Origin of the sequence: Frateuria sp. Soil773 (genome assembly GCF_001428405.1) — a bacterium.
In the GTDB taxonomy this organism is placed as follows: Bacteria; Pseudomonadota; Gammaproteobacteria; order Xanthomonadales; family Rhodanobacteraceae; genus LMSL01.
The window spans coordinates 459,510-478,732 of the sequence record NZ_LMSL01000041.1 but is presented as its reverse complement, the minus strand read 5'-3'; the positions used below and the strand labels follow the sequence as shown (position 1 = coordinate 478,732).

Here is a 19,223-nt window from a genome sequence, read left to right as displayed (position 1 = left end):
GCGTCTGGCATGCAGCTTAGCGACGCCTGCGATGCAGGGGAAATGAATCCTGCCGATGCCGCCGATAGCCGCCGGCTATCGGGACGGATCGCCGCCAGCGGTTATCATGCGCGGTTCCATGAACGACACGCCACGCACGCCTCCCGTTTCCCCGGATGCCCGCCTGCGCGCCTTGCGCAAGGCGCTCGACGGCGCGTGCAGCCGCGACTTCGGCCGCCTGCTGGGGCGCTGGCGCGGGCTGTCGCGGCAGCCGGACGAGGCGAAGCTGGAGAAGCTGGCCGCCGACATCGCGCGCTCGGCCGCCGTGCGCCAGGCGCGGGTCGCCGCCAAGCCGGCGATCCGGATCGACGAGTCGCTGCCGATCGCCGCGCGCGCCGACGACATCGTCAAGCTGATCCGCGAGCATCAGGTGGTGGTGATCGCCGGCGAGACCGGCTCGGGCAAGACCACCCAGCTACCCAAGCTGTGCCTGGCCGCCGGCCGCGGCGAGGCCGGCATGATCGGCTGCACCCAGCCGCGCCGGCTGGCCGCGCGCTCGGTGGCGCGCCGCGTCGCCGAGGAGCTGGGCAGCGCGCTCGGCGAGCAGGTCGGCTTCCAGGTGCGCTTCAACGACCAGGTGTCCGAGCGCACCCTGGTCAAGTTCATGACCGACGGCATCCTGCTCGCCGAGACCCAGGGCGATCCCTGGCTGTCGGCCTACGACACGATCATCATCGACGAGGCGCACGAGCGCAGCCTCAACATCGATTTCCTGCTCGGCTACCTGAAGCGGCTCGCCGCGAAGCGGCCGGAGCTGAAGATCATCGTCACCTCGGCCACCATCGACACCGCGCGCTTCGCCGAGCACTTCGGCGGCGCGCCGGTGGTGTCGGTGGAAGGGCGGGCGTATCCGGTCGAGCTGCGCTGGCGGCCGGTGGGCGAGCCCGCCGCGGGAGCGCCGGAGCCGTGGCCGCCGGCGCGGAATTTCCGCCAGGACATGCAGCAGGGCAGCGCCGAGCACGTCGCCGCGGTGGTGGACGAGATCATGGCCGACCGCAGCCTCGGCGGCGGCCCAGGCGACGTGCTGGTGTTCCTGCCGGGCGAGCGCGAGATCCGCGACGCGCACCTGCTGCTGTCGCGCAGGCAGTACCGCGAGACCGAGATCCTGCCGCTGTACGCGCGCCTCTCGGCGGGCGACCAGGACCGCGTGTTCAAGCCCGGCAGCAAGCGCCGCGTGGTGCTCGCCACCAACGTGGCCGAAACGTCGCTCACCGTGCCGCGCATCCGCTACGTGGTCGACACCGGCAGCGCGCGGGTGAAGCGCTACAGCCAGCGCAGCCAGCTCGAGCGGCTGCACGTGGAGCCCGTCTCGCAGGCCGCCGCCGACCAGCGCAAGGGGCGCTGCGGCCGCGTCGGCCCGGGCATCTGCTACCGCCTCTACGACGAGGCCGACTACGCCGGCCGCGCCGCGTTCACCGATCCGGAGCTGCTGCGCTCGTCGCTGGCCAACGTGATCCTGCGCATGCTGGCGCTCAGGCTCGGCGAGGTGGACGAGTTCCCCTTCCTCGACGCGCCCGACCCGCGCGTGGTCGCCGACGGCTACCGCCGGCTCGCCGAGATCTCGGCGATCGACGAGGCGCGCAGGCTGACCGCCATCGGCCACACCCTCGCGCGCCTGCCGATCGACGTGCAACTGGCGCGCATGCTGGTGGAAGGCGAGAAGCTGCATGCGCTGCGCGAGCTGCTCACGGTGGTGTCCTTCCTCAGCATCCAGGACCCGCGCGAGCGCCCGGCCGACGCGCGCCAGCAGGCCGACGCCGCGCACGCCGCCTTCGCCGACCCGAAATCCGACTTCGTCGGCGTGCTGAACCTGTGGCGCGCTTATCACGAGGCGCATGAGGAACTGACCCAGTCGAAGCTGCGCGACTGGTGCTCGCGGCACTTCCTCAGCTTCATGCGCATGCGCGAATGGCGCGAGCTGCACCGGCAGCTGCTGCTGGTGGTGCAGGAGCTGGGCTGGAAGCTGGATGCCGCGCGGCCTGCGTCTTCTCCTGTAGGCAAGGGAAAGGCAGGACGCGATGCGGTTTCTCCCTCTCACCGGGGCGAGGGGGGCGCTTCGCGGGGCGCCGGAAAGCGCGGGCGCGCTTCGCCTGCACGCTCTGGCGAGCCCCGGCCCGTCACCTCGATCCCCTCTCCCGAGGGGAGGGGAGGCGAGCGCGAGGAGCCGGCCGTGGATCGACAGGGAGCGACGGACGGTCTCTTCGAGGCCATCCATCGTTCCCTCCTGGCCGGCTTGCCGACCCAGGTCGGGCGCAAGGACGAGAAGGGCGTCTACCAGGGCACGCGCGAGCGCAAGTTCCAGTTGTTCCCCGGCTCGGCGTTGTCGAAGGTGCCGCCGAACTGGGTGTTCGCGGCGCAGATCCTCGACGTGGGCGGCAAGGTGTGGGGCATGGCGAACGCGCGCGTCGAGCCGCTGTGGATCGAGCAGCAGGCCGCGCACCTGCTGCGTTCGAGCTGCCGCGAGCCGCACTGGTCGCGCAAGCGCGGCTGCGTGGTGGCCTACGAGCAGGTCAGCCTGTTCGGGCTGACCCTGGTCGAGCGGCGGCCGGTGACGTTCCAGCAGCAGGACCCGGCGCTGGCGCACGAGATCTTCCTGCGCGAGGCGCTGGTGCGCGGCGACCTCGACAGCCGCGCCGACTTCGTGCGCGCGAACCGGCGCGTGCTGGAGGATGCGCAAGGCATCGAGGCCAAGCAGCGGCGCGAAGGGCTGATCCGCCACGAGGACGAACTGGTCGATTTCTTCCGCGGCAAGCTGCCCGGGGACATCGCCAGCAGCCGCGCGCTGGATGCGTGGTACGCCCGCGCGCGACCGGCCGAGCAGGCCGCGCTGCGCTGGTCGATCGACGACGTGATGGCCGGCGGCGCCGGGCTCGACCCGAAGGCGTTCCCGGCCACGCTTGAACTGCCGCCCAAGCGCTACCGGCTGGAATACCGCTTCGTGCCCGGCGACGAGGCCGACGGCGTCACCCTGCAATTGCCGCTGGCGATGCTCAACGCGCTGCCGGCGGCGCGCTGCGAATGGCTGGTGCCCGGCCTGCTCGGCGACAAGGTGGCCGAGCTGATCCGCGGGCTGCCCAAGGCGCTGCGCCGCAACTTCGTGCCGGCGCCGGACTTCGCGCGCGCCTTCGTCGAGGCCGAGGCGTCGCGCGACGAGCCGCTGGCGAAGGCGCTGGCGGCGTTCCTGCGGCGCACCACCGGCGTCGAGATCGCCGCCGGCGAGTTCGATACGGTCGAACTTCCGCCGCATTTCCTGATGCGCTACCGCCTGCACGACGGCGACGACGCGGGCCGGGGCAAAACGCTCGGCGCCTCGCGCGACCTCGCCGCCCTGCGCGGCCAGTGGGAAGGCCAGGCGCGCGAGGCGTTCTCGCGCAAGACCGACATCGAGCTGACCCGCGAGGAAGTCGCCCATTGGGACTTCGAGGAGATCCCCGCCCAGGTGCGCTCCGAGGGCGGCCTGACGGCGTTCCCGGCGCTGGTCGACCTCGGCGAGACGGTGGCGCTGCGCGTGTTCGAGCGCGGCGACGAGGCGCGCGCGGCGCACCGCGACGGCGTGGTGCGTCTGCTGCGCAACGCGCTGGCGAGCGACATGAAGCAGGCGCGCCGCCGCCTGCCGATCGCCAACTCGCTGTCGCTGAAGTACGCGCCGCTGGGCAGCGTGGAGGGCCTGCGCGAGGACCTGGTCGAGGGTGGCTTCGCCGACCTGCTGGAACGGCACGCGCTGGACGTGCGCACGGCCGGCGCGTTCGAGGCGCTGCGCACGCAGGCCGCGCGCGAGCTGTTCGCCAGCGCGGTGGAGCGGCTGAAGCTGGCCGAGCCGGTCATCGAGGCGCAGGCCGAACTGAAGCCGTGGCTGCAGCCGCCGCTGCTGGGCTTCGCGAGGGCCAGCTACGACGACCTGCGCGAGCAACTGGATGGCCTGCTGGTGCCGGGCTTCCTGCGCGAGCTGCCGCCCGCGCGGCTCGCGCACTACCCGCGCTACCTGAAGGCGATGCGCCTGCGCGCCGAGCGCCTGCGCCAGGACCCGGCGAAGGACCAGCAGCGCATGCTGCAGGTGCTGCCGTACTGGCGCGCCTGGTTGCAGCATCGCGCCGCCGGCGCCGATGCCGCGGCGCTGGACGAGCTGCGGTGGCTGATCGAGGAATGGCGCGTGTCGCTGTTCGCGCAGGAGCTCAAGACCGCCGAGCCGGTCTCGGCCAAGCGGCTGGCACGCGCGCTGGAAACGCTGGCGCCGGGCTAGCGCGCCGGCGCGGCGGTTTCGCCCTGTGCCAGCAACTGCGCGAAACGGTCCAGCTCGGCCTCGTCCATGTCCGACACCACCGCCGCGGTGGCATGGCCAAGCGCCAGCGTGCGCAGGCCGTAGCCGCGCATCTGCGCCTGCCGCGGCAGGCCGGGATCGGCGGAGGCGAGCACGAACACGTCGATCAGGTGCCCGCCGTGGCGGTAGACCAGCACCGGCACGCGCGCGCTGCCGGCGTAGTCGATGCGCCCACCCGCGAGCGGGAAGCCCTGCGCGGCGAAATCGTGCACCGGCGGCGACTCGGCCACCTTGCCGGCGAACCAGGGCTTGACGGTATGCCGGTCGGTGGAGACCACATCCACCGGCGAGGCGGCGGCGAGCGCGCGCCAGTGGCCGGCGAACAGGTCGCGGGTGAGCTGTGCCTGCGCCTGTACGGCGTGCTGCCGGTCCTGCCACAGCCCGGCCGAGCCGGCGCCGACGGCGGCGGCGGCCAGCCAAGAGGCGGCAAGCGCCAGCCATGGACGGTTCCGCATGCGCGGGCGGGCGGGCGCCGTGGCGGCGAGGCGGGCGCGCAGCGCGGCGGGCGCGGCGAAGCGCGCCGCCGGGTCGCGCAGCCGCGCGCGCAGCGTCTCCAGCTCGTGCAGCGCCTGCCGGCACGCGGCGCAGCCGTCCAGGTGCGACTCGAAGGCGCGGCTCGCGGCCGGGTCCAGTTCGCCGTCGAAATACAGCGGCAGCAGGTGGCGGGACGATTCGCAGTTCATGGGCGTTCTCCGCTGCGCGCCGCGTCGGCGCGGAGGGCGTGCAGCAGCCGTTCGCGCCCGCGCGACAGGCGCGACATCACGGTGCCGATCGGTATCGACAGCATTTCGGCGATCTCACGGTAGGACAGCTCCTCGATCTCGCGCAGGACCAGCACCTCGCGGTACTCCGGCGGCAGCTCGTGCAACTGCCGGTGCAGCCGCGCGCGTTCCTGGGCGGACGCCGCGCCCTGTTCCGGCCCGTCGGCCGCGCTCTTCGGCAGGATGCGCTGCACGGCGGCTTCGCCGAGGTCGGCGGCGAGCTGGTCGATGGCGACGAAGCGCCGCCCGTCGCTGCGCTCCTTCAGCCGCGCGAAGCAGCAGTGGCGCACGATGGTGAGCCACCACGCCCTGGCGTTGCCGCCGGCGTAGGTGTGCGCCGATTGCAGCGCGCGCACGAAGGCGTCGTGCACGGCGTCGCCGGCGTCGGCGTCGTTGCCGAGCAGCCAGCGCGCGAGGTTGTAGGCGGCGTCGAGCTGGCGCAGGGCGAGTTCGCCGACGAGGCCGCGCGGGTCCGTAGCGTCCATCGCGCTCAGGCCCGGCGAAGGGCGGGGACGTCACTTGCGCACATGGACCACTCCCGTCATGAACGGATGCACGGTGCAGTAGTACTCGAAATCGCCCGCCTCGGTGAAGGTGTGCGAATAGCGGTCGTCGGTGTCCAGGGCCGGCGAGTCCAGCAGCTTGCCCTGCCGGCTGGTCACCGTGTGCGGCACCTGGTCGTGGTTGATCCAGGTCACCTGCGTGCCGGGCCGCACCGTGAGCTGGGCCGGACCGAAAGCGAAGCCGGTGATGGACACGACGACCGGCGCGGGCGCGGCGGCCGTGGCGGCAAGCGGGGCGGCGAGGCAGGCCAGGATGCCGGCCAGGGCCAGGCGGGCGGTCTTGTCGAGGTTCATGGTCGGGTCTCTGGGGTGGGAGCGGGATCAGCGGTCGAGCGGGGTGTCGATCAGGGCGAGCGGGCGGTTGCCGCGCACCAGCGAGACCCGCCGGGTGCCGAGCAGCCTGCCGAGCTGGCCGGGCGGCACGGTGACCGGCCCCGGCTCGCCGATGCCGGCCTGTCCCGGCGTGGGCAGCGGATAGGCCAGCGACATGGCGGTGTGCAGCGCCACGTGGCCTTCCACCTTCTGCATCACCTGGTGGATGTGTCCGTTGAGCACGGTGACCGAGCCGAACGGGCGCAGCAGCGCGAGCGCGGCGTCGGCGTCGGAGGTGCCCCAGCCCCACGGCGCCCAGATCGTCCACAGCGGGATGTGCGCCAGCACCACCACCGGCGTGGAATGCGCGACGCCGGCCAGGTCCGCCTTCAGCCAGGCCAGTTGCTCGTCGCCCAGCGCAGCCATCGTGCCGGCCTTGAAGTTCTGCACGTTGTTCAGGCCGACGAAGTGCACGCCGCCCTGGTCGAAGCTGTACCAGGAGCGCCCCCTGCCGTCGGCGCCGAAGACGCGCAGGTAGCCGGCCACGCCGTCGTCGATCGCGTCGTGCTCGCCGGGCACGGTGTGCAGGCGGTCGGTGCGGATTTCCTGGAACAGCTCGCGCGCCTGGCCGAACTGGTCGGCGCGCGAGAGGTGGCTGATGTCGCCGGTGTGCACCACGAAGGCCGGGCGCTGCGGCAGCGCGTTGATGTCCGCGATGGCGCGGCGCAGGCTGCCGACCACGTCGGGATTGGCGGCCTTGTTGAAGCCGATGTGGGTGTCGCTGATCTGCACGAAGCTCAGGGCGCCGGGCGGCGCCGCGGCGGCCTCGCCGCCGGCCGCCATGCCCAGCGCGCGCGGCACGCCGCCGGCGACGCTCCACAGCACCGCGGCGCCGGTCCAGGCGGCGAGGCAGCCCAGCGCCTGGCGCCGGCCGGGGTCGTGGGAAGGGTCGAAGTCGTGGTCGGTCATGGCGGCGGTTCCGGGGGTAGGTGGATCACAAGATCGATCGGGCGGGCGTTTTATTCCCGCCCGCCGCCGCCGCGGCGCCGCGCCGCACGGGACCGCGAGGCGGCCAGCCTCTAGAATGGCGGGCGAGGAGTCCCCACCGATGGCGCAAGTCCCCGCCCCCGCAAGTTCTGCCCTGGATGCCTGGCGCGCCCGCGCCGAGCCGCTGCCGGGCGCGCTGGCCGAGGCGCTGGCGGCCTGCACCGGGCGGCTGGCGAACCCGGACGAATGCGCCGACGTGCTCGACCTGCTGGCGATGCTCGGCTGCGACGCGCAGACCCAGGCGGCCGCGCTGTGGTTCGAGCTGGCGCGGATGGATGCGGCCGCGTGGGAGGCGCACGCAGCGAAGCTGCCGGAAGAACTGCGCCGGCTGGTGGAAGGCCAGCGCGCCGCCGGGAAGGTATGGACGCTGCACGCGCAGCGCGCTCCCGAGGGCGGCTCCGAGGGGCTGCGCCGGCTGCTGCTGGCGATCATCCGCGACCTGCGCGTGGTGTTCGTGCTGCTGGCGCGCCAACTGGCGAAGATGCGCGCGGCGGCGGCCCTGCCGGAGCCGGAGCGGCTGGCGCTGGCGCGGCTGACCCGCGACATCCACGCGCCGCTGGCGAACCGGCTGGGCATCTGGCAACTGAAGTGGGAGCTGGAAGACCTGGCGTTCCGCCACCTGCAGCCGGACATCTACCGGCGCATCGCCAGGCTGCTGGACGAGCGGCGCGCCGACCGCGAGGCCTTCATCCGCGAATCGCTGGACGAACTGCAACGCGCGCTCGACGCGGCCGGCATCCGCGCCGAGCTGGCCGGGCGGCCGAAGCACATCTACTCGATCTGGAAGAAGATGCAGCGCAAGTCGCTGGACTTCTCCGACCTGTACGACATCCGCGCGGTGCGCGTGCTGGTGGACAGCGTGGCCGACTGCTACGCCGCGCTGGGCGTGGTGCATACGCTGTGGCCGCACCTGCCGCGCGAGTTCGACGACTACCTGGCGCGGCCCAAGGGCAACGGCTACCGCTCGCTGCACACCGCGGTGGTCGGCCCGCGCGGCAAGACGCTGGAAGTGCAGATCCGCACCCACGAGATGCACCGCGCCAACGAGCTGGGCGTCGCCGCGCACTGGCGCTACAAGGAAGGCGGCGGCGCCGACGCCGAGTTCGAGGCGAAGATCGCCTGGATGCGCAAGCTGCTGGAGCCGCGCGGCGGTGACGAAGGCGAGCTGGCCGCCGAGCTGCGCACCGAGCTGCTGGAAGACCGCGTCTACCTGCTCACCCCCAAGGGCGAGGTGTTCGACCTGCCGCACGGCGCGACCGTGCTGGATTTCGCCTATCACGTGCATACCGAGGTGGGCCACCGCTGCCGCGGCGCCAAGGTCAACGGACGCATCGTGCCGCTGACCTTCCAGCCCTCCAGCGGCGACCGCGTGGAGATCATCACCGCCAAGATGGCCGAGCCGAGCCGCGACTGGCTTTCCGCGCACCATGGCTACCTCAACACCTCGCGCGCCAGGGACAAGGTGCGCGCGTGGTTCCGCCGGATCGCGCACGACGCCAACCTCGCCGCCGGCCGCGCGATGTTCGAGCGCGAGCTGAAGCGGCTGGCGCTGCCGCAGGCCGACGTCTCGCGGCTGCCGGCGCAGTTCCACCTGAAGACCCACGACGAGTTGCTGGTCGCGCTGGCGCTGGGCGAGGTGACGCCCGGCCAGATCGCGCGCCTGCTGCAGGAGGCGGCGCAGCCGGTGGAGCCGGAGCGGCCTCCGCTGGCGGCGCGCCAGCCCGCGCCGGACGGCGGCGCGCTGCGCATCGAGGGCGTCGGCAACCTGCTCACCGTGCTGGCGCGCTGCTGCCAGCCGCTGCCCGGCGACGCGGTGCGCGGCTTCATCACCCGCGGTCGCGGGGTGTCGGTGCACCGCGCCGGCTGCGCCAGCCTGGCGCGGCTGGCGCAGCGCGATCCGGACCGGGTGATCGAGGTGAGCTGGAGCGGCGCGGCCGCGCAATCCTACGAGGTGGACGTCGAGCTGCACGGCTACGACCGCAAGGACCTGCAGAAGGACGTCACCGGAGTGATCAGCAACAGCGGCACCCACATCATCGCCTTCACCAACCGGGTGTCGCCGCATACCGGCGTGGCGGAGATGCGCTTCACCCTGCGCGTGCGCGACTTCGAGCAGTTGTCCACCCTGCTCGGCAAGCTGGTGGCGCTGCCCAACGTGACCGAGGCGCGGCGCGTCAGCGCAAGCTGAACGCTGGCGAGGGCTCGGGCGGGGGCCGCGCCAGCGCGATGCTAAGCTGCCGCGGTCACCGGAACAGCATGCAGGCATGAGCGGACGTCGAGACCAGCACGAAGGGCCACGCAGTCGCACCGAGCCCACCCTGGGCGACCTGGACCACCTGGACGCGCCGCCGCCGGCCGGCCCGCCGCGGGACGACCTGCCGCAGCTCACCATCGAGCCGGAGCGCCGCCGCGCTTCGCACGGCGCGGGGGCGTCGCGCGCCGCCGCGCCGCGGCGCTGGCCGTGGCTGTTGCTGCTGGCCGTGCTCGGCCTGCTGCTGGTGCTGTGGCTCAACCAGGACCGCCTGCGCGGGCTGGTGCCGAGCACCGGGCTCAACGACACGCTCAGCCGCGCCGAGCTGGCCTTGCAGGACGGCCGCCTCGACGGCCCGGACGGCGCGCGCGAACTGTTCGAGTCGGCGCGCGCGCAGGAGCCGGACAACGACCGCGCGCGCGACGGCCTGCGCAAGGTCGGCATGGCCGAGCTGGCCCGCGCCGATGCGGCGCTCAACGCCGGCAAGCTGGACGAGGCCGGCCGCACCCTGGACGCCGCGCGCGAGCTGCTCGGCGGCGGCAGCGACGTCGACCGGCTGGATGCCGCGATCGCCCGGGCGCGCGGCGCAGCGACGCAGGCGGACGGCCTGATCGAACAGGCGCAGCAGGCGCTCGCCGCCGGCAGGCTGGACGGCAGCGACGGCGCCGGCGCGCTGTACCGGCGCGTGCTTGCCGGCGACCCCGGCAACGCGGTGGCCGCGCACGGCCTGGACAAGGTGGGCGCGGCGCTGGCCGCGAAGGCGCGCGCCGCGCTGGCCGCGAACGACCTCGCCGCTGCCGGTGCCGGCATCGACCAGTTGGCCGCATTGCTGCCGAACTACGGCGAGCTGCCGTCGCTGCGCGCCGCGCTGGCGCAGGGCCGGAAGCAGGACAGCGACGCACTGGCCACCGCGCTGAAGCAGGGCCAGGAGGCGTTGCGCGCCGGCCGCATCGGCGGCGAAGGCGACGACACCGCGCTGGCCTACTTCAAGCGTGCGCAGGCGCTCGATCCGGACAACGCGGAGGCTCGCGCCGGCCTGGGCCAGGTGGCGCAGGCGCTGATCGTGCAGGCCAATGCCGCGCTGGACGGCGACGACCGCGCCGCGGCCGCGCGCCTGCTCGACGCGGCGGCCGCGCTGGCCCCCCGGTCCGCCGACCTCGCGGCGGCGCGCGCGCGGCTGGGCAGCGATGCGAGCGAAGGCACGGGCAGCGCGGGCGGCCGCAGCGATGCGCAGGCGCCGGATGCGGAAGCGACCGTTCCGGCCATGCTGACGCCGGCGCAGAGCGCCGAAGTGGCGTCGCTGGTGACGCGGGCGCAGACCGCGGCCCGGCGCGGCCAGATCATGCTGCCGCCTGGCGAGAGCGCCTACGACCTGTACCGCAGCGCGCTGGCGATCGACGGCAACAACGGCCCGGCGCGACAGGGCCTGCAGAACCTGCCCAACCTGGTCTCGCGCCAGCTCGAGCAGGCGCTGGCGAACGGCAACCTGGCGCAGGCCGGCGAACTGCTGGCCGACCTCTCCGACTTGGCGCCGGGCGACGCCGGCCAGGAGCAGTGGCGCCAGCGCCTGGCCGGTGCGTGGCTGGACCAGGCCGAGCAGCAGCTCGCCCGCGGCGACCGCGCCAACGCCACGCAGTCGGTGGAGCAGGCGCGCAAGGTCGCGCCGAACCTGCCGCGCCTGCAGGACGTGGCGGCGCGGCTGCAGGCCGCCCGCTGACGGCGCCATGACCGTCCTCGTTTTCGGCGGCAGCAGCCAGATCGGCCATTTCCTGCTGCCGCGGCTGCGCGCGCGCGGCGACGACGTGCTGGCGGTCAGCCGCGTGCAGCGGCCGGGCCAGGCGGGGCTGCGATGGCTGGTCGGGCAGTTGCCCGACGCGGTGCCGGCGTTGCCGCCGGTCTCGGCGATCGTCAATTTCGGCCCGCTGCAGCCGTTCGCCCGCTGGCTGGAGCGGGCGGCGCCGGCCGGCGCGCCGCGGATCGTCGCCACCAGCTCGATGAGCGCCGACAGCAAGCGCGATTCGCAGGTGCCGGCCGAGCGCGCCATCTCGCGGCAACTGCGCGACGGCGAGGCCGCCCTGGCGGAAGCCTGTGCGCGCCTCGGCTGCGCGTGGACGGTGCTGCGTCCCACGATCATCTACGGCGCCGGCATCGACAAGAGCCTCTCGCCGATCGCCCGCCGCGCGATGCGCACGCGGCTGTTCCCGCTGCCGGCCGGCAGTGGCCTGCGCCAGCCGGTGCATGCGGACGACATCGCACAGGCGGTGCTGGCCGCGCTGGATGCGCCGCAGGCCGCCGGCAAGGTGCTGGCGCTGGGCGGCGGCGAGCGGCTGCCGGCCGGCGAGATGTTCGCGCGGGTGCGCCGCAGCCTGCCGGTGGCGACGTTGCCGTTGCCGCTGCCGGCATGGCTGCTGCGGGCCGGGCGCCGCGCGGTGCCGCGCCTGCGCGGGCCGCTGACGCGGCTGGAGACCGACCTGGTGGCCGACAACGCCGAGCTGCAACGGCTGCTCGGCGTGGCGCCGCGCCCGTTCCGCCCGGACGCCGGTTGCTGGCCGGCGCCCTAGGGCTCTTGCCCGTCATCTGTCGCCCCGGCATTGTTGTCATCTCCGGTCCCGGCCCCGGTATCCCATCGTCATTCCGGTGCAGGCCGGGATCCAGCACCTCCTAGCCGTCGAACGCCAAGGCGCTGGATTCCTGCCTGCGCAGGAATGACGAGCGTGTAGTAGGCCGCCGCCTCAAGGTCCGACTTTGCCCGTCATCCCGGCGAAGGCAGGTCGCCTCAAGGTCCGACTTTGCCCGTCATCCCGGCGAAGGCCGGGATCCAATGCCTCCGGACCGTTGGAATGAAGGCGCTGGATTCCTGCCTGCGCAGGAATGACGAACGTGTAGTTGGCCGTCGCCTCAAGGTCCGACTTTGCCCGTCGTCCCGGCGAAGGCCGGGATCCAATGCCTCCGGACCGTCGAATGAAGGCGCTGGATTCCTGCCTGTGCGGGAATGACGAACGTGTAGTTGGCCGTCGCCTCAAGGTTCGACTTTGCCCGTCATCTCGGCGCAGGCCGGGATCCAGTGCCTCCGGGCCGTCGAATGAAGGCGCTGGATTCCTGCTTGCGCAGGAATGACGAACGTGTAGTGGGCCGTCGCCTCAAGGTCCGATTTTGCCCGTCGTCCCGGCGCAAGCCGGAACCCAGCGCCTCTGATCCATGCCGGGTGCTTCGCCGTGCATGGCTCCCGGCGGCCAGGGCAAGGCAACGCCGGCCGGGAGAGGGATCGTGGCCAGGCCCCGGAACCGCCCGCGCGAAGGCAGTGGATTGCCCGCGTTTCGCCACCCTCCGCTCCCGGTGTTCATATGCCCGCCGGGTGGCAGGCCCTATGATCGACGCACTTTTGGCCCGGATATCCCGCGTTGGAACTGATCAGACGATTCGGCTCGCTCCTTCGCCGCAGTTGGCCCTGGCTGCGCATCCCGTTCTGGGTCTGCACCGGCCTGTTCCTCGGTTTCCTGCTGCCGTACACGCTGATCCTCAACAAGCGCGTGCAGGACCGCTTCAACGACCTCGTGTTCGCCGTGCCCACCCGCGTCTACGCGCGGCCGCTGGCGCTGGCAGCCGGCACGCCGATGTCTCCGGCGGCGCTGGAGCTGGAGCTGACCTTCGCCGGCTACGGCAACGACGGACACGGCCAGGTGCCCGGTACCTGGGCGCGCGAGGGCTCGCGTTTCCTGATCTCTTCGCGTGGCTATGCCGGACCGGAGGGCGGCGAGCTGCCCAAGCGCCTGCGCGTGACCCTCGCCCGGGGCCAGGTCGGCTCGGTCGTGGACGAGGCCAGCGGCAAGCCGGTCAAACTGGCGCACCTGGACCCGGCGCGCATCGCCACGCTGTACGGCGCGCAGCAGGAAGAGCGGCGCATCGTGCGCCTGGGCGACGTACCGCCGCTGCTGGTGGCGGGCCTGCAGGCGGTGGAAGACCGCGACTTCAAGCACCACATCGGCATCGATTTCTCGGCGATCCTGCGCGCCAGCTTCGCCAACCTGCGCGCCGGGCACACGGTGCAGGGCGGCTCCACGCTGACCCAGCAGCTGGTGCGCAACCTGTTCCTCGACCGCGGCCAGAACCTCACGCGCAAGTTCAACGAGGCGCTGCTGTCGTTGCTGATCGAGGCGCACTACCCGAAGAGCCGCATCCTGGAGGCCTACGTCAACGAGGTGTTCCTCGGCCAGCAGGGCAACCAGGCGGTGCACGGCTTCGCGGCGGCGGCGGAGTTCTACTTCGGCCGCCGGCTGGAAGACCTGCGGCCGCAGGAGATCGCGCTGCTGGTCGGCATGGTGAAGGGGCCGAGCTACTACGATCCGCGCCGCTATCCGGAGCACGCGCTGGCGCGCCGCAACCTGGTGCTGCAGCAGTTCGTCGAGACCGGCCTGCTCGGCGCCGCCCAGGCCAACGCCGCCGAGGCGGCGCCGCTGGGCATCGTCGGCAACGGGCAGTTGCCGCACAACCGCTTCCCGGCCTTCATGCAACTGGTGCGCACGCAGATCATCAGCGACTTCGACGACCAGACGCTGAGCGCCGGCAACCTGTCGATCTTCACCACGCTCGATCCCGCCGCGCAGCTCTACGCCGAGCAGGCGATCCGCAGCACCCTGGACGACCTGGGCAAGCGCGGCCAGAACGTGCAGGCGGCCGCGGTGGTCACCGACGCGCACAGCGGCAGCGTGCTCGCGGTGGTGGGCGGCAAGGACCCGGGCGACCAGGGCTTCAACCGCGCGCTGGACGCGCGCCGGCCGATCGGCTCGCTGATCAAGCCGCTCTATTACCTCGTGGCATTGAGCCAGCCGCAGCGCTGGAACCTCGCCAGCCTGGTCGACGATTCGCCGGTGGCGCTGCGCCAGCCGGACGGCAGCCTGTGGACGCCGCAGAACGACGACCGCGAGAGCCACGGCCAGGTGCCGATGATCGACGCGCTGACCCGCTCGTGGAACCTCGCCAGCGTGCACCTGGGGATGGACATCGGGGTGGGCCGGATCAAGGCGTTCCTGGAATCGTTCGGCCTCACCGGCGTCAACCCGAGCCCGTCGCTGCTGCTCGGCGCGATCGACCTGGCGCCGCTGCAGGTGGCGCAGTTGTACCAGTACATCGCCGCGGACGGCCATGCGCTGCCGCTGGTCGCGGTGCGCGGCGTGGTCGACGGCAAGGGCCAGACGATCAAGCGCTACGAAGTGCAGGCCGGCAAGGGCGAGTACCAGGAAGCGGTGCGGCTGACGACCTGGGCGATGCAGCAGGTGGCGCGCACCGGCACGGCGGCCTCGATCGGCCGCGTCGGCCTGTCCTTCCTCAACGCCGCCGGCAAGACCGGCACCAGCACCAGCCAGCGCGATAGCTGGTTCGCCGGCTTCACCGGCCAGCACCTGGCGGTGTTCTGGATGGGCCGCGACGACAACAAGCAGACCAGCCTGCACGGCGCCAGCGGCGCCCTGCGCGCATGGCAGGAGCTGTTCCGCAAGCTTCCCTCGATGCCGCTTTCCGCCGCGCCGGGCGACGGCCTGGAGCTGGCCTGGATCAATCCTTCCGACGGCCGGCGCACCCAGCCCGAGTGCGAAGGCGCGCGGCAAGTGCCGGTAGTTTCCGGCTCCCTCCCACAGGACACGGAAGGTTGCTTCTGGCAGCGCGTGGGCGACTTCTTCGGCGGCGACGGCAACCACCCCGCCCCGGCCACCACCGCTCCCATCCGGAATTGACGATGACGTACCGCTTCTTCGCGCCGGGCCTTTCCGGCAAAACGATCCTCGGGCCATGCGCCGTGCTGGCCGCACTTGCGCTCGCCGGCTGCTTCGAGGCGCCGGCGCCGACCCAGCCCGTCCGCCCGGCGCGCCCGGCCTACGACCAGGTGGCGGCGATCCGCGCGGCGGGCGACCGCGAGAAGTCGGTGATCGACGTCGCGCCCCTGCGCGATCCCGGCGTCGGCGCGTGGCAGGACGCCGCGCGGGCCGACGAGCGCGCCGGCCGCTACGCCGATGCCGCCGCCAGGCTCGACCAGGCGCTCAAGCTCAATCCCGAGTCGCCCGACCTGCTGCAGGACCGCGCCGAGATCGCCGTGCGCCTGAAGGATTACGCCACGGCCGAGAAGCTCGCCCACCAGTCGTGGTCGCTCGGCCCCAAGCTCGGCCCGTTGTGCGCGCGCAACTGGCAGACCATCGTGGAGATGCGCCTGCAGGCCGGCGACCAGGCCGGCGCCGCCAATGCGCGCAAGGGCGTGCAGGGGTGCCACAAGGAAGGCATCCCGCGCTACTGAGCGGACCCTGATCCGGCGCGGACGGGCGTCGCCGGCACCCTTCGAGCGACCCTTCGTAGGCGAGCACCTCGCCGAACAGCGGCAGCGAAAAGCCGACCTCGAAGCGGTAGCGGCCGTCCTCGATGCGCTTGCCGGCCCGGCTGCGCGGCAACAGCCAGCGCGGGACCCGCCACGCGCCGCGCCGCGCGCCGACGCAGCGCCACTGCCAGCCGCCGTCGACCACGTCCACCTGCAGCAGCAAGGCGGCCGGGGCGGTTTCCTCGATCCAGCAGCCATCGCGGGCCAGCGGCCGGCTGACAGGACGCGTCGGCCGCCGCCGCGGCACTCCTACGCAGGTGGCATTCCCCTACAGCGCCGCGCCGCTACATGCGGCATGCTGCCTTCATCGCGCAATCAGGCACGAACCGACAGGTGCCAGGCCCTTTGGCCAACTTCGGGGTCCAGTGGAACCGACGCGCGATCCTTTTCAATGCTCGGCTGTAATTGGGCGCCACGCCACGCCGTCCACCGCGTAGGTGCCGTAGCATCGGGCCACTACAACGCAAGGAGCGCATGTCATGGAACGTTGCCCGGACCAATCGAACTGGGGCGCGTACTCCAGGGAGAACATGGACGGGCTGGGCTCGCGGTGCCGCAAACGCTTTACGCAAGGCTGATGACGAGTGCCACCACCACGGGCGGCATCGTCGGCGTGATCGAGGAGTTCGGGCCGCTCGTGACGGTGCGCGAACTGGCCTTTGCAGGCAAGACCAGCGAAATCCTGATGGTGGTCGGCGCCGGCGGCGCGGCCTGGTACACCGGCGGCGTGGTCGGCAGCGCGGCCGTGGCCACCGGGCGATACCTGTCCTGCGGCAGCAGCATGCTCGATGCGATCAGCTACGCCCGCCAGCACTATCCCGGCGCGCCCTGGCTGGTGCGGCATTTCCAGGTGCACCCGGAGGTCTACACGCCGGGGCATCCTTCCCGACGCTCGTACGCGGCACGCATGCGGTTGCAGGCATGAACAAGGCACCGAACCGGAAAGACGAGGCGCTGCTGCTGGCCGCCGCCCTGGTGGTGAGCGCGCTGGCGTGGGCGTTCTGGCATTACCTCGGCGTCGAGTGGGCTACGCTGGTGCTGCTGGTGATCGTGCTGGCCAGCCTGATCCTCGACAACCGGCGGTTGCGCCGGCAACTGCGCGAGCGACAGGGCGTCGACCCGCGCTGACTACCGCGGCGCCTGCGTCTGCCGCTGGTGGTCGGCGAGCAGGGCGCGCACCTGATCCAATAGCGAATGGGGCACGCGCACAGGTGTGGTCGGTCACGTATGGGCCGCGCGGCCGGCGGGCCGTGGCGGGCCGCGTTGGAGGTTCTGGCGGTTGCGTCACGCGTTGGCCTCGTCGTCGTCGTTGCCGTCGTCGTCCCTGGCCGGATGGTCGGCGGCGGTGGCCTTGTTTCCAGTTCCAGCACGGTGGTGTAGCCGCCGTTGCCGTCCAGTCGATGCGTGGCGCGGGTAATGATCCACTCGACGGCGCCGATGGCGTCGCCCCAGCCCTGCAGCGTGACCGGCATTTCGGGATAGACGTCGGGCCGGCCGGCGGCACATTACCAGTCGCTGACCGTGGTTTCGCTCATGTGCGGCTCCTGCCGGGGGAGGCCATTCTGCGGCATCCGCGCGGCGGCGGGTTTGTCGCGCGCACCCACTCGGCCATACTTGCGCGATGACCGATCCCGATGACGTTGCCGCGCTGCTCGGCGCCGATGGCCCGTTCGCCCGCGAGCTGCCGAACTTCGCGCCGCGCGAGGCGCAGCAGGCGATGGCGCGGGCCGTGCAGCACGCCATCGCCGAGCGCGAGACGCTGATCGCCGAGGCCGGCACCGGCACCGGCAAGACCTACGCCTACCTGGTGCCGGCGCTGCTCTCGGGCGAGCGGGTGATCGTCTCCACCGGCACCAAGGCGCTGCAGGACCAGTTGTATTTCCGCGACCTTCCGAAGGTGCATTCGGTGCTCGGCGCGCGGCTGAAGACGGCACTGCTGAAAGGGCGCGCGAACTACCTGTGCTTGTACCGGCTCGACCAGACCGTGCGCGAGGGCGCCAGCTTCGACCGCGCGCAGGCGTCGCAGCTTGCCGCGATCCGCGCCTGGTCGGCGCGCACGCGGCGCGGCGACCGGATGGAGCTGGCCGAGGTGCCGGAGGAGTCGCCGCTGTGGCCGCGGGTCACCTCGACCGCTGAGAACTGCCTCGGCGCGGAGTGCCCGTTCTTCGAGGACTGCCACGTGGTGAAGGCGCGCCGAGAGGCGCAGGAGGCGGACCTGGTGGTGGTCAATCATCACCTGCTGTTCGCCGATCTCGCGCTGAAGCAGGAAGGTTTCGGCGAACTCCTGCCGGGCGCGCAGGCTTTCATCCTGGACGAGGCGCACCAGATTCCCGAGCTGGCCGGCCAGTTCTTCTCGCAGAGCGTCAGCGCGCGCCAGCTTGGCGACCTGGCGCAGGACGCGCTGCGCGAGTGCGGCGGCGTCACCGGCGCGGCCGGCCTGCTGCTGGAGCCGGTGGAGGCGCTGCACGACGCCGTGCGCCAGTTGCGCCTGGCGATGGACCCGCTGCCGCCGCGTGGCCCGTTCCACCAGCTCGAAGGCGTCGCGGCGGTGCGCGAGGGCCTGCACGGGCTGGGCGAGCTGCTGGCCGCGCTGACCGACCTGCTCGCCTCGCAGGCCGAGCGCTCGCGCGGCTTCGCCAACGTATACGAGCGCGCAGCGCAGTTGTGCGAGCGGCTCGAACGGATCGCCGAACAATCGTCCGAGCAGGACGTGCGCTGGTACGAACTGTTCCCGCGCGGCTTCGCGCTGTACGCCACGCCGCTGGACCTGGCCGCACCGCTGCGCGCGATGCGCGAGCGCACCCAGGCGGCGTGGATCCATGCCTCGGCGACGCTGTCGGTGGCCGGCCGGTTCGACCACTTCGCGCGCCAGCTCGGGCTGGACGACCCGCAGACGCTGAGCCTGGACAGCCCGTTCGACTACGCCCGCCAGGCGCTGTGCTACCTGCCGCAGGGCCTGCCCGACCCGGCCGCGCGCGACTACACCGACCGCGTGCTCGATGCGGTGCTGCCGGTGCTGCAGGCGTCGAACGGGCGCGCCTTCCTGCTGTTCACCTCGCACCGCGCGCTGCGCCGCGCCGCCGAGCTGCTGGCCGACCGCGTGCCGTGGCCGCTGTTCGTGCAGGGCAGTGCGCCGCGGCACCGGCTGCTGGAGGAGTTCCGCCATTCCGGCCACGGCGTGCTGCTGGGCGCGGCGAGTTTCTGGGAAGGCGTCGACGTGGCCGGCGAGGCGTTGTCGGTGGTGGTGATCGACAAGCTGCCGTTCGCCGCGCCGGACGACCCGGTGCTGCAGGCGCGGCTGGACGCGCTGGAGCAGTCGGGCATCAACCCGTTCATGGGCTGGCAGGTGCCGAGCGCGGCGATCGCGCTGAAGCAGGGCGCCGGCCGCCTGATCCGCGACGTGCACGACCGCGGCGTGCTGGTGCTGTGCGACCCGCGCCTGACCACGAAGGGTTATGGCAAGCTGTTCCTCGCCAGCCTGCCGCCGATGCCGCGTACGCGCGAACCGGCCGAGGTGCGGGCCTTCTTTGGCGACGCGGCGACGCCGCGCATCGCCGCCGCGGGAGAGTAG

The 19,223-nt window shown here is 72.6% G+C and carries 13 protein-coding genes; 9 read left to right on the top strand and 4 right to left on the bottom strand.

Translation table 11 applies throughout. From position 1 onward, the window contains the following. Window positions 1–118 precede the first annotated feature (118 nt). Window positions 119–4,279, top strand: a complete 4,161-nt coding sequence (hrpA, locus tag ASG87_RS17955; RefSeq protein ID WP_056009118.1) for an ATP-dependent RNA helicase HrpA — start codon at window positions 119–121, stop codon at window positions 4,277–4,279. Here the strand turns inward: hrpA and ASG87_RS17950 are convergent. The 4 genes from ASG87_RS17950 to ASG87_RS17935 are packed head-to-tail and all read right to left on the bottom strand — an operon-like array spanning window position 4,276 to window position 6,962. Continuing rightward, complete coding sequence (locus tag ASG87_RS17950) at window positions 4,276–5,040, bottom strand: zf-HC2 domain-containing protein (protein ID WP_056008443.1); 765 nt, start codon at window positions 5,038–5,040, stop codon at window positions 4,276–4,278. The two genes, hrpA and ASG87_RS17950, sit on opposite strands and share 4 nt — an antisense overlap. After that, entirely contained in the window at window positions 5,037–5,603 is a 567-nt protein-coding gene (locus ASG87_RS17945) for a sigma-70 family RNA polymerase sigma factor (RefSeq protein ID WP_056008440.1), read from the bottom strand. The genes ASG87_RS17950 and ASG87_RS17945 overlap by 4 nt, the downstream gene beginning before the upstream one ends. A 30-nt stretch (window positions 5,604–5,633) precedes the next feature. Further along, window positions 5,634–5,975 carry a cupredoxin family copper-binding protein gene (locus ASG87_RS17940; RefSeq protein ID WP_056008436.1) on the bottom strand — a complete coding sequence of 114 codons (342 nt, stop codon included), beginning with the start codon at window positions 5,973–5,975 and terminating at the stop codon, window positions 5,634–5,636. A gap of 27 nt (window positions 5,976–6,002) precedes the next feature. Next, window positions 6,003–6,962, bottom strand: a complete 960-nt coding sequence (locus ASG87_RS17935) for a metallophosphoesterase (RefSeq protein WP_056008432.1) — start codon at window positions 6,960–6,962, stop codon at window positions 6,003–6,005. A 139-nt stretch (window positions 6,963–7,101) separates the two neighbouring features. Here ASG87_RS17935 and ASG87_RS17930 point away from each other — a divergent pair, with 139 nt between their 5' ends. The 8 genes from ASG87_RS17930 (at window position 7,102) to ASG87_RS17895 (ending at window position 19,223) form a co-directional block, all read left to right on the top strand. Then, complete coding sequence (locus tag ASG87_RS17930; protein ID WP_056008429.1) at window positions 7,102–9,228, top strand: bifunctional (p)ppGpp synthetase/guanosine-3',5'-bis(diphosphate) 3'-pyrophosphohydrolase; 2,127 nt, start codon at window positions 7,102–7,104, stop codon at window positions 9,226–9,228. 76 nt (window positions 9,229–9,304) lie between these two features. Next, window positions 9,305–11,008, top strand: a complete 1,704-nt coding sequence (locus ASG87_RS17925) for a hypothetical protein (protein ID WP_056008426.1) — start codon at window positions 9,305–9,307, stop codon at window positions 11,006–11,008. A 7-nt stretch (window positions 11,009–11,015) separates the two neighbouring features. Continuing rightward, window positions 11,016–11,852: an NAD-dependent epimerase/dehydratase family protein gene (locus ASG87_RS17920; protein ID WP_056008424.1), complete on the top strand. Its 837-nt coding sequence runs from the start codon at window positions 11,016–11,018 to the stop codon at window positions 11,850–11,852. An 840-nt stretch (window positions 11,853–12,692) separates the two neighbouring features. Next, window positions 12,693–15,020 carry a penicillin-binding protein 1B gene (gene mrcB, locus ASG87_RS17915; protein ID WP_056008420.1) on the top strand — a complete coding sequence of 776 codons (2,328 nt, stop codon included), beginning with the start codon at window positions 12,693–12,695 and terminating at the stop codon, window positions 15,018–15,020. Between the two features lie 2 nt (window positions 15,021–15,022). After that, window positions 15,023–15,574, top strand: a complete 552-nt coding sequence (locus ASG87_RS17910; RefSeq protein WP_056008418.1) for a tetratricopeptide repeat protein — start codon at window positions 15,023–15,025, stop codon at window positions 15,572–15,574. A gap of 655 nt (window positions 15,575–16,229) precedes the next feature. Beyond that, window positions 16,230–16,577: a hypothetical protein gene (locus ASG87_RS17905; RefSeq protein WP_056008416.1), complete on the top strand. Its 348-nt coding sequence runs from the start codon at window positions 16,230–16,232 to the stop codon at window positions 16,575–16,577. Continuing rightward, entirely contained in the window at window positions 16,574–16,780 is a 207-nt protein-coding gene (locus tag ASG87_RS17900) for a hypothetical protein (RefSeq protein WP_056008414.1), read from the top strand. Before ASG87_RS17905 ends, ASG87_RS17900 begins: the two co-directional genes overlap by 4 nt. A 493-nt stretch (window positions 16,781–17,273) precedes the next feature. Continuing rightward, the gene (locus ASG87_RS17895; RefSeq protein WP_056008411.1) at window positions 17,274–19,223 is read left to right on the top strand and encodes an ATP-dependent DNA helicase; all 1,950 of its coding nucleotides are present in this window, start codon (window positions 17,274–17,276) and stop codon (window positions 19,221–19,223) included.

Excerpts from the sequence above, each read along its gene's own strand:
- ASG87_RS17910 (WP_056008418.1), top strand. The coding sequence starts at position 15,023 with ATGACGTACCGCTTCTTCGCGCCGGGCCTTTCCGGCAAAACGATCCTC.
- ASG87_RS17925 (WP_056008426.1), top strand. The coding sequence starts at position 9,305 with ATGAGCGGACGTCGAGACCAGCACGAAGGGCCACGCAGTCGCACCGAG.
- ASG87_RS17900 (WP_056008414.1), top strand. The coding sequence starts at position 16,574 with ATGAACAAGGCACCGAACCGGAAAGACGAGGCGCTGCTGCTGGCCGCC.
- ASG87_RS17930 (WP_056008429.1), top strand. The coding sequence starts at position 7,102 with ATGGCGCAAGTCCCCGCCCCCGCAAGTTCTGCCCTGGATGCCTGGCGC.
- ASG87_RS17895 (WP_056008411.1), top strand. The coding sequence starts at position 17,274 with ATGACCGATCCCGATGACGTTGCCGCGCTGCTCGGCGCCGATGGCCCG.
- ASG87_RS17940 (WP_056008436.1), bottom strand. The coding sequence starts at position 5,975 with ATGAACCTCGACAAGACCGCCCGCCTGGCCCTGGCCGGCATCCTGGCC.
- ASG87_RS17935 (WP_056008432.1), bottom strand. The coding sequence starts at position 6,962 with ATGACCGACCACGACTTCGACCCTTCCCACGACCCCGGCCGGCGCCAG.
- hrpA (WP_056009118.1), top strand. The coding sequence starts at position 119 with ATGAACGACACGCCACGCACGCCTCCCGTTTCCCCGGATGCCCGCCTG.
- ASG87_RS17920 (WP_056008424.1), top strand. The coding sequence starts at position 11,016 with ATGACCGTCCTCGTTTTCGGCGGCAGCAGCCAGATCGGCCATTTCCTG.
- ASG87_RS17945 (WP_056008440.1), bottom strand. The coding sequence starts at position 5,603 with ATGGACGCTACGGACCCGCGCGGCCTCGTCGGCGAACTCGCCCTGCGC.
- ASG87_RS17950 (WP_056008443.1), bottom strand. The coding sequence starts at position 5,040 with ATGAACTGCGAATCGTCCCGCCACCTGCTGCCGCTGTATTTCGACGGC.
- ASG87_RS17905 (WP_056008416.1), top strand. The coding sequence starts at position 16,230 with ATGACGAGTGCCACCACCACGGGCGGCATCGTCGGCGTGATCGAGGAG.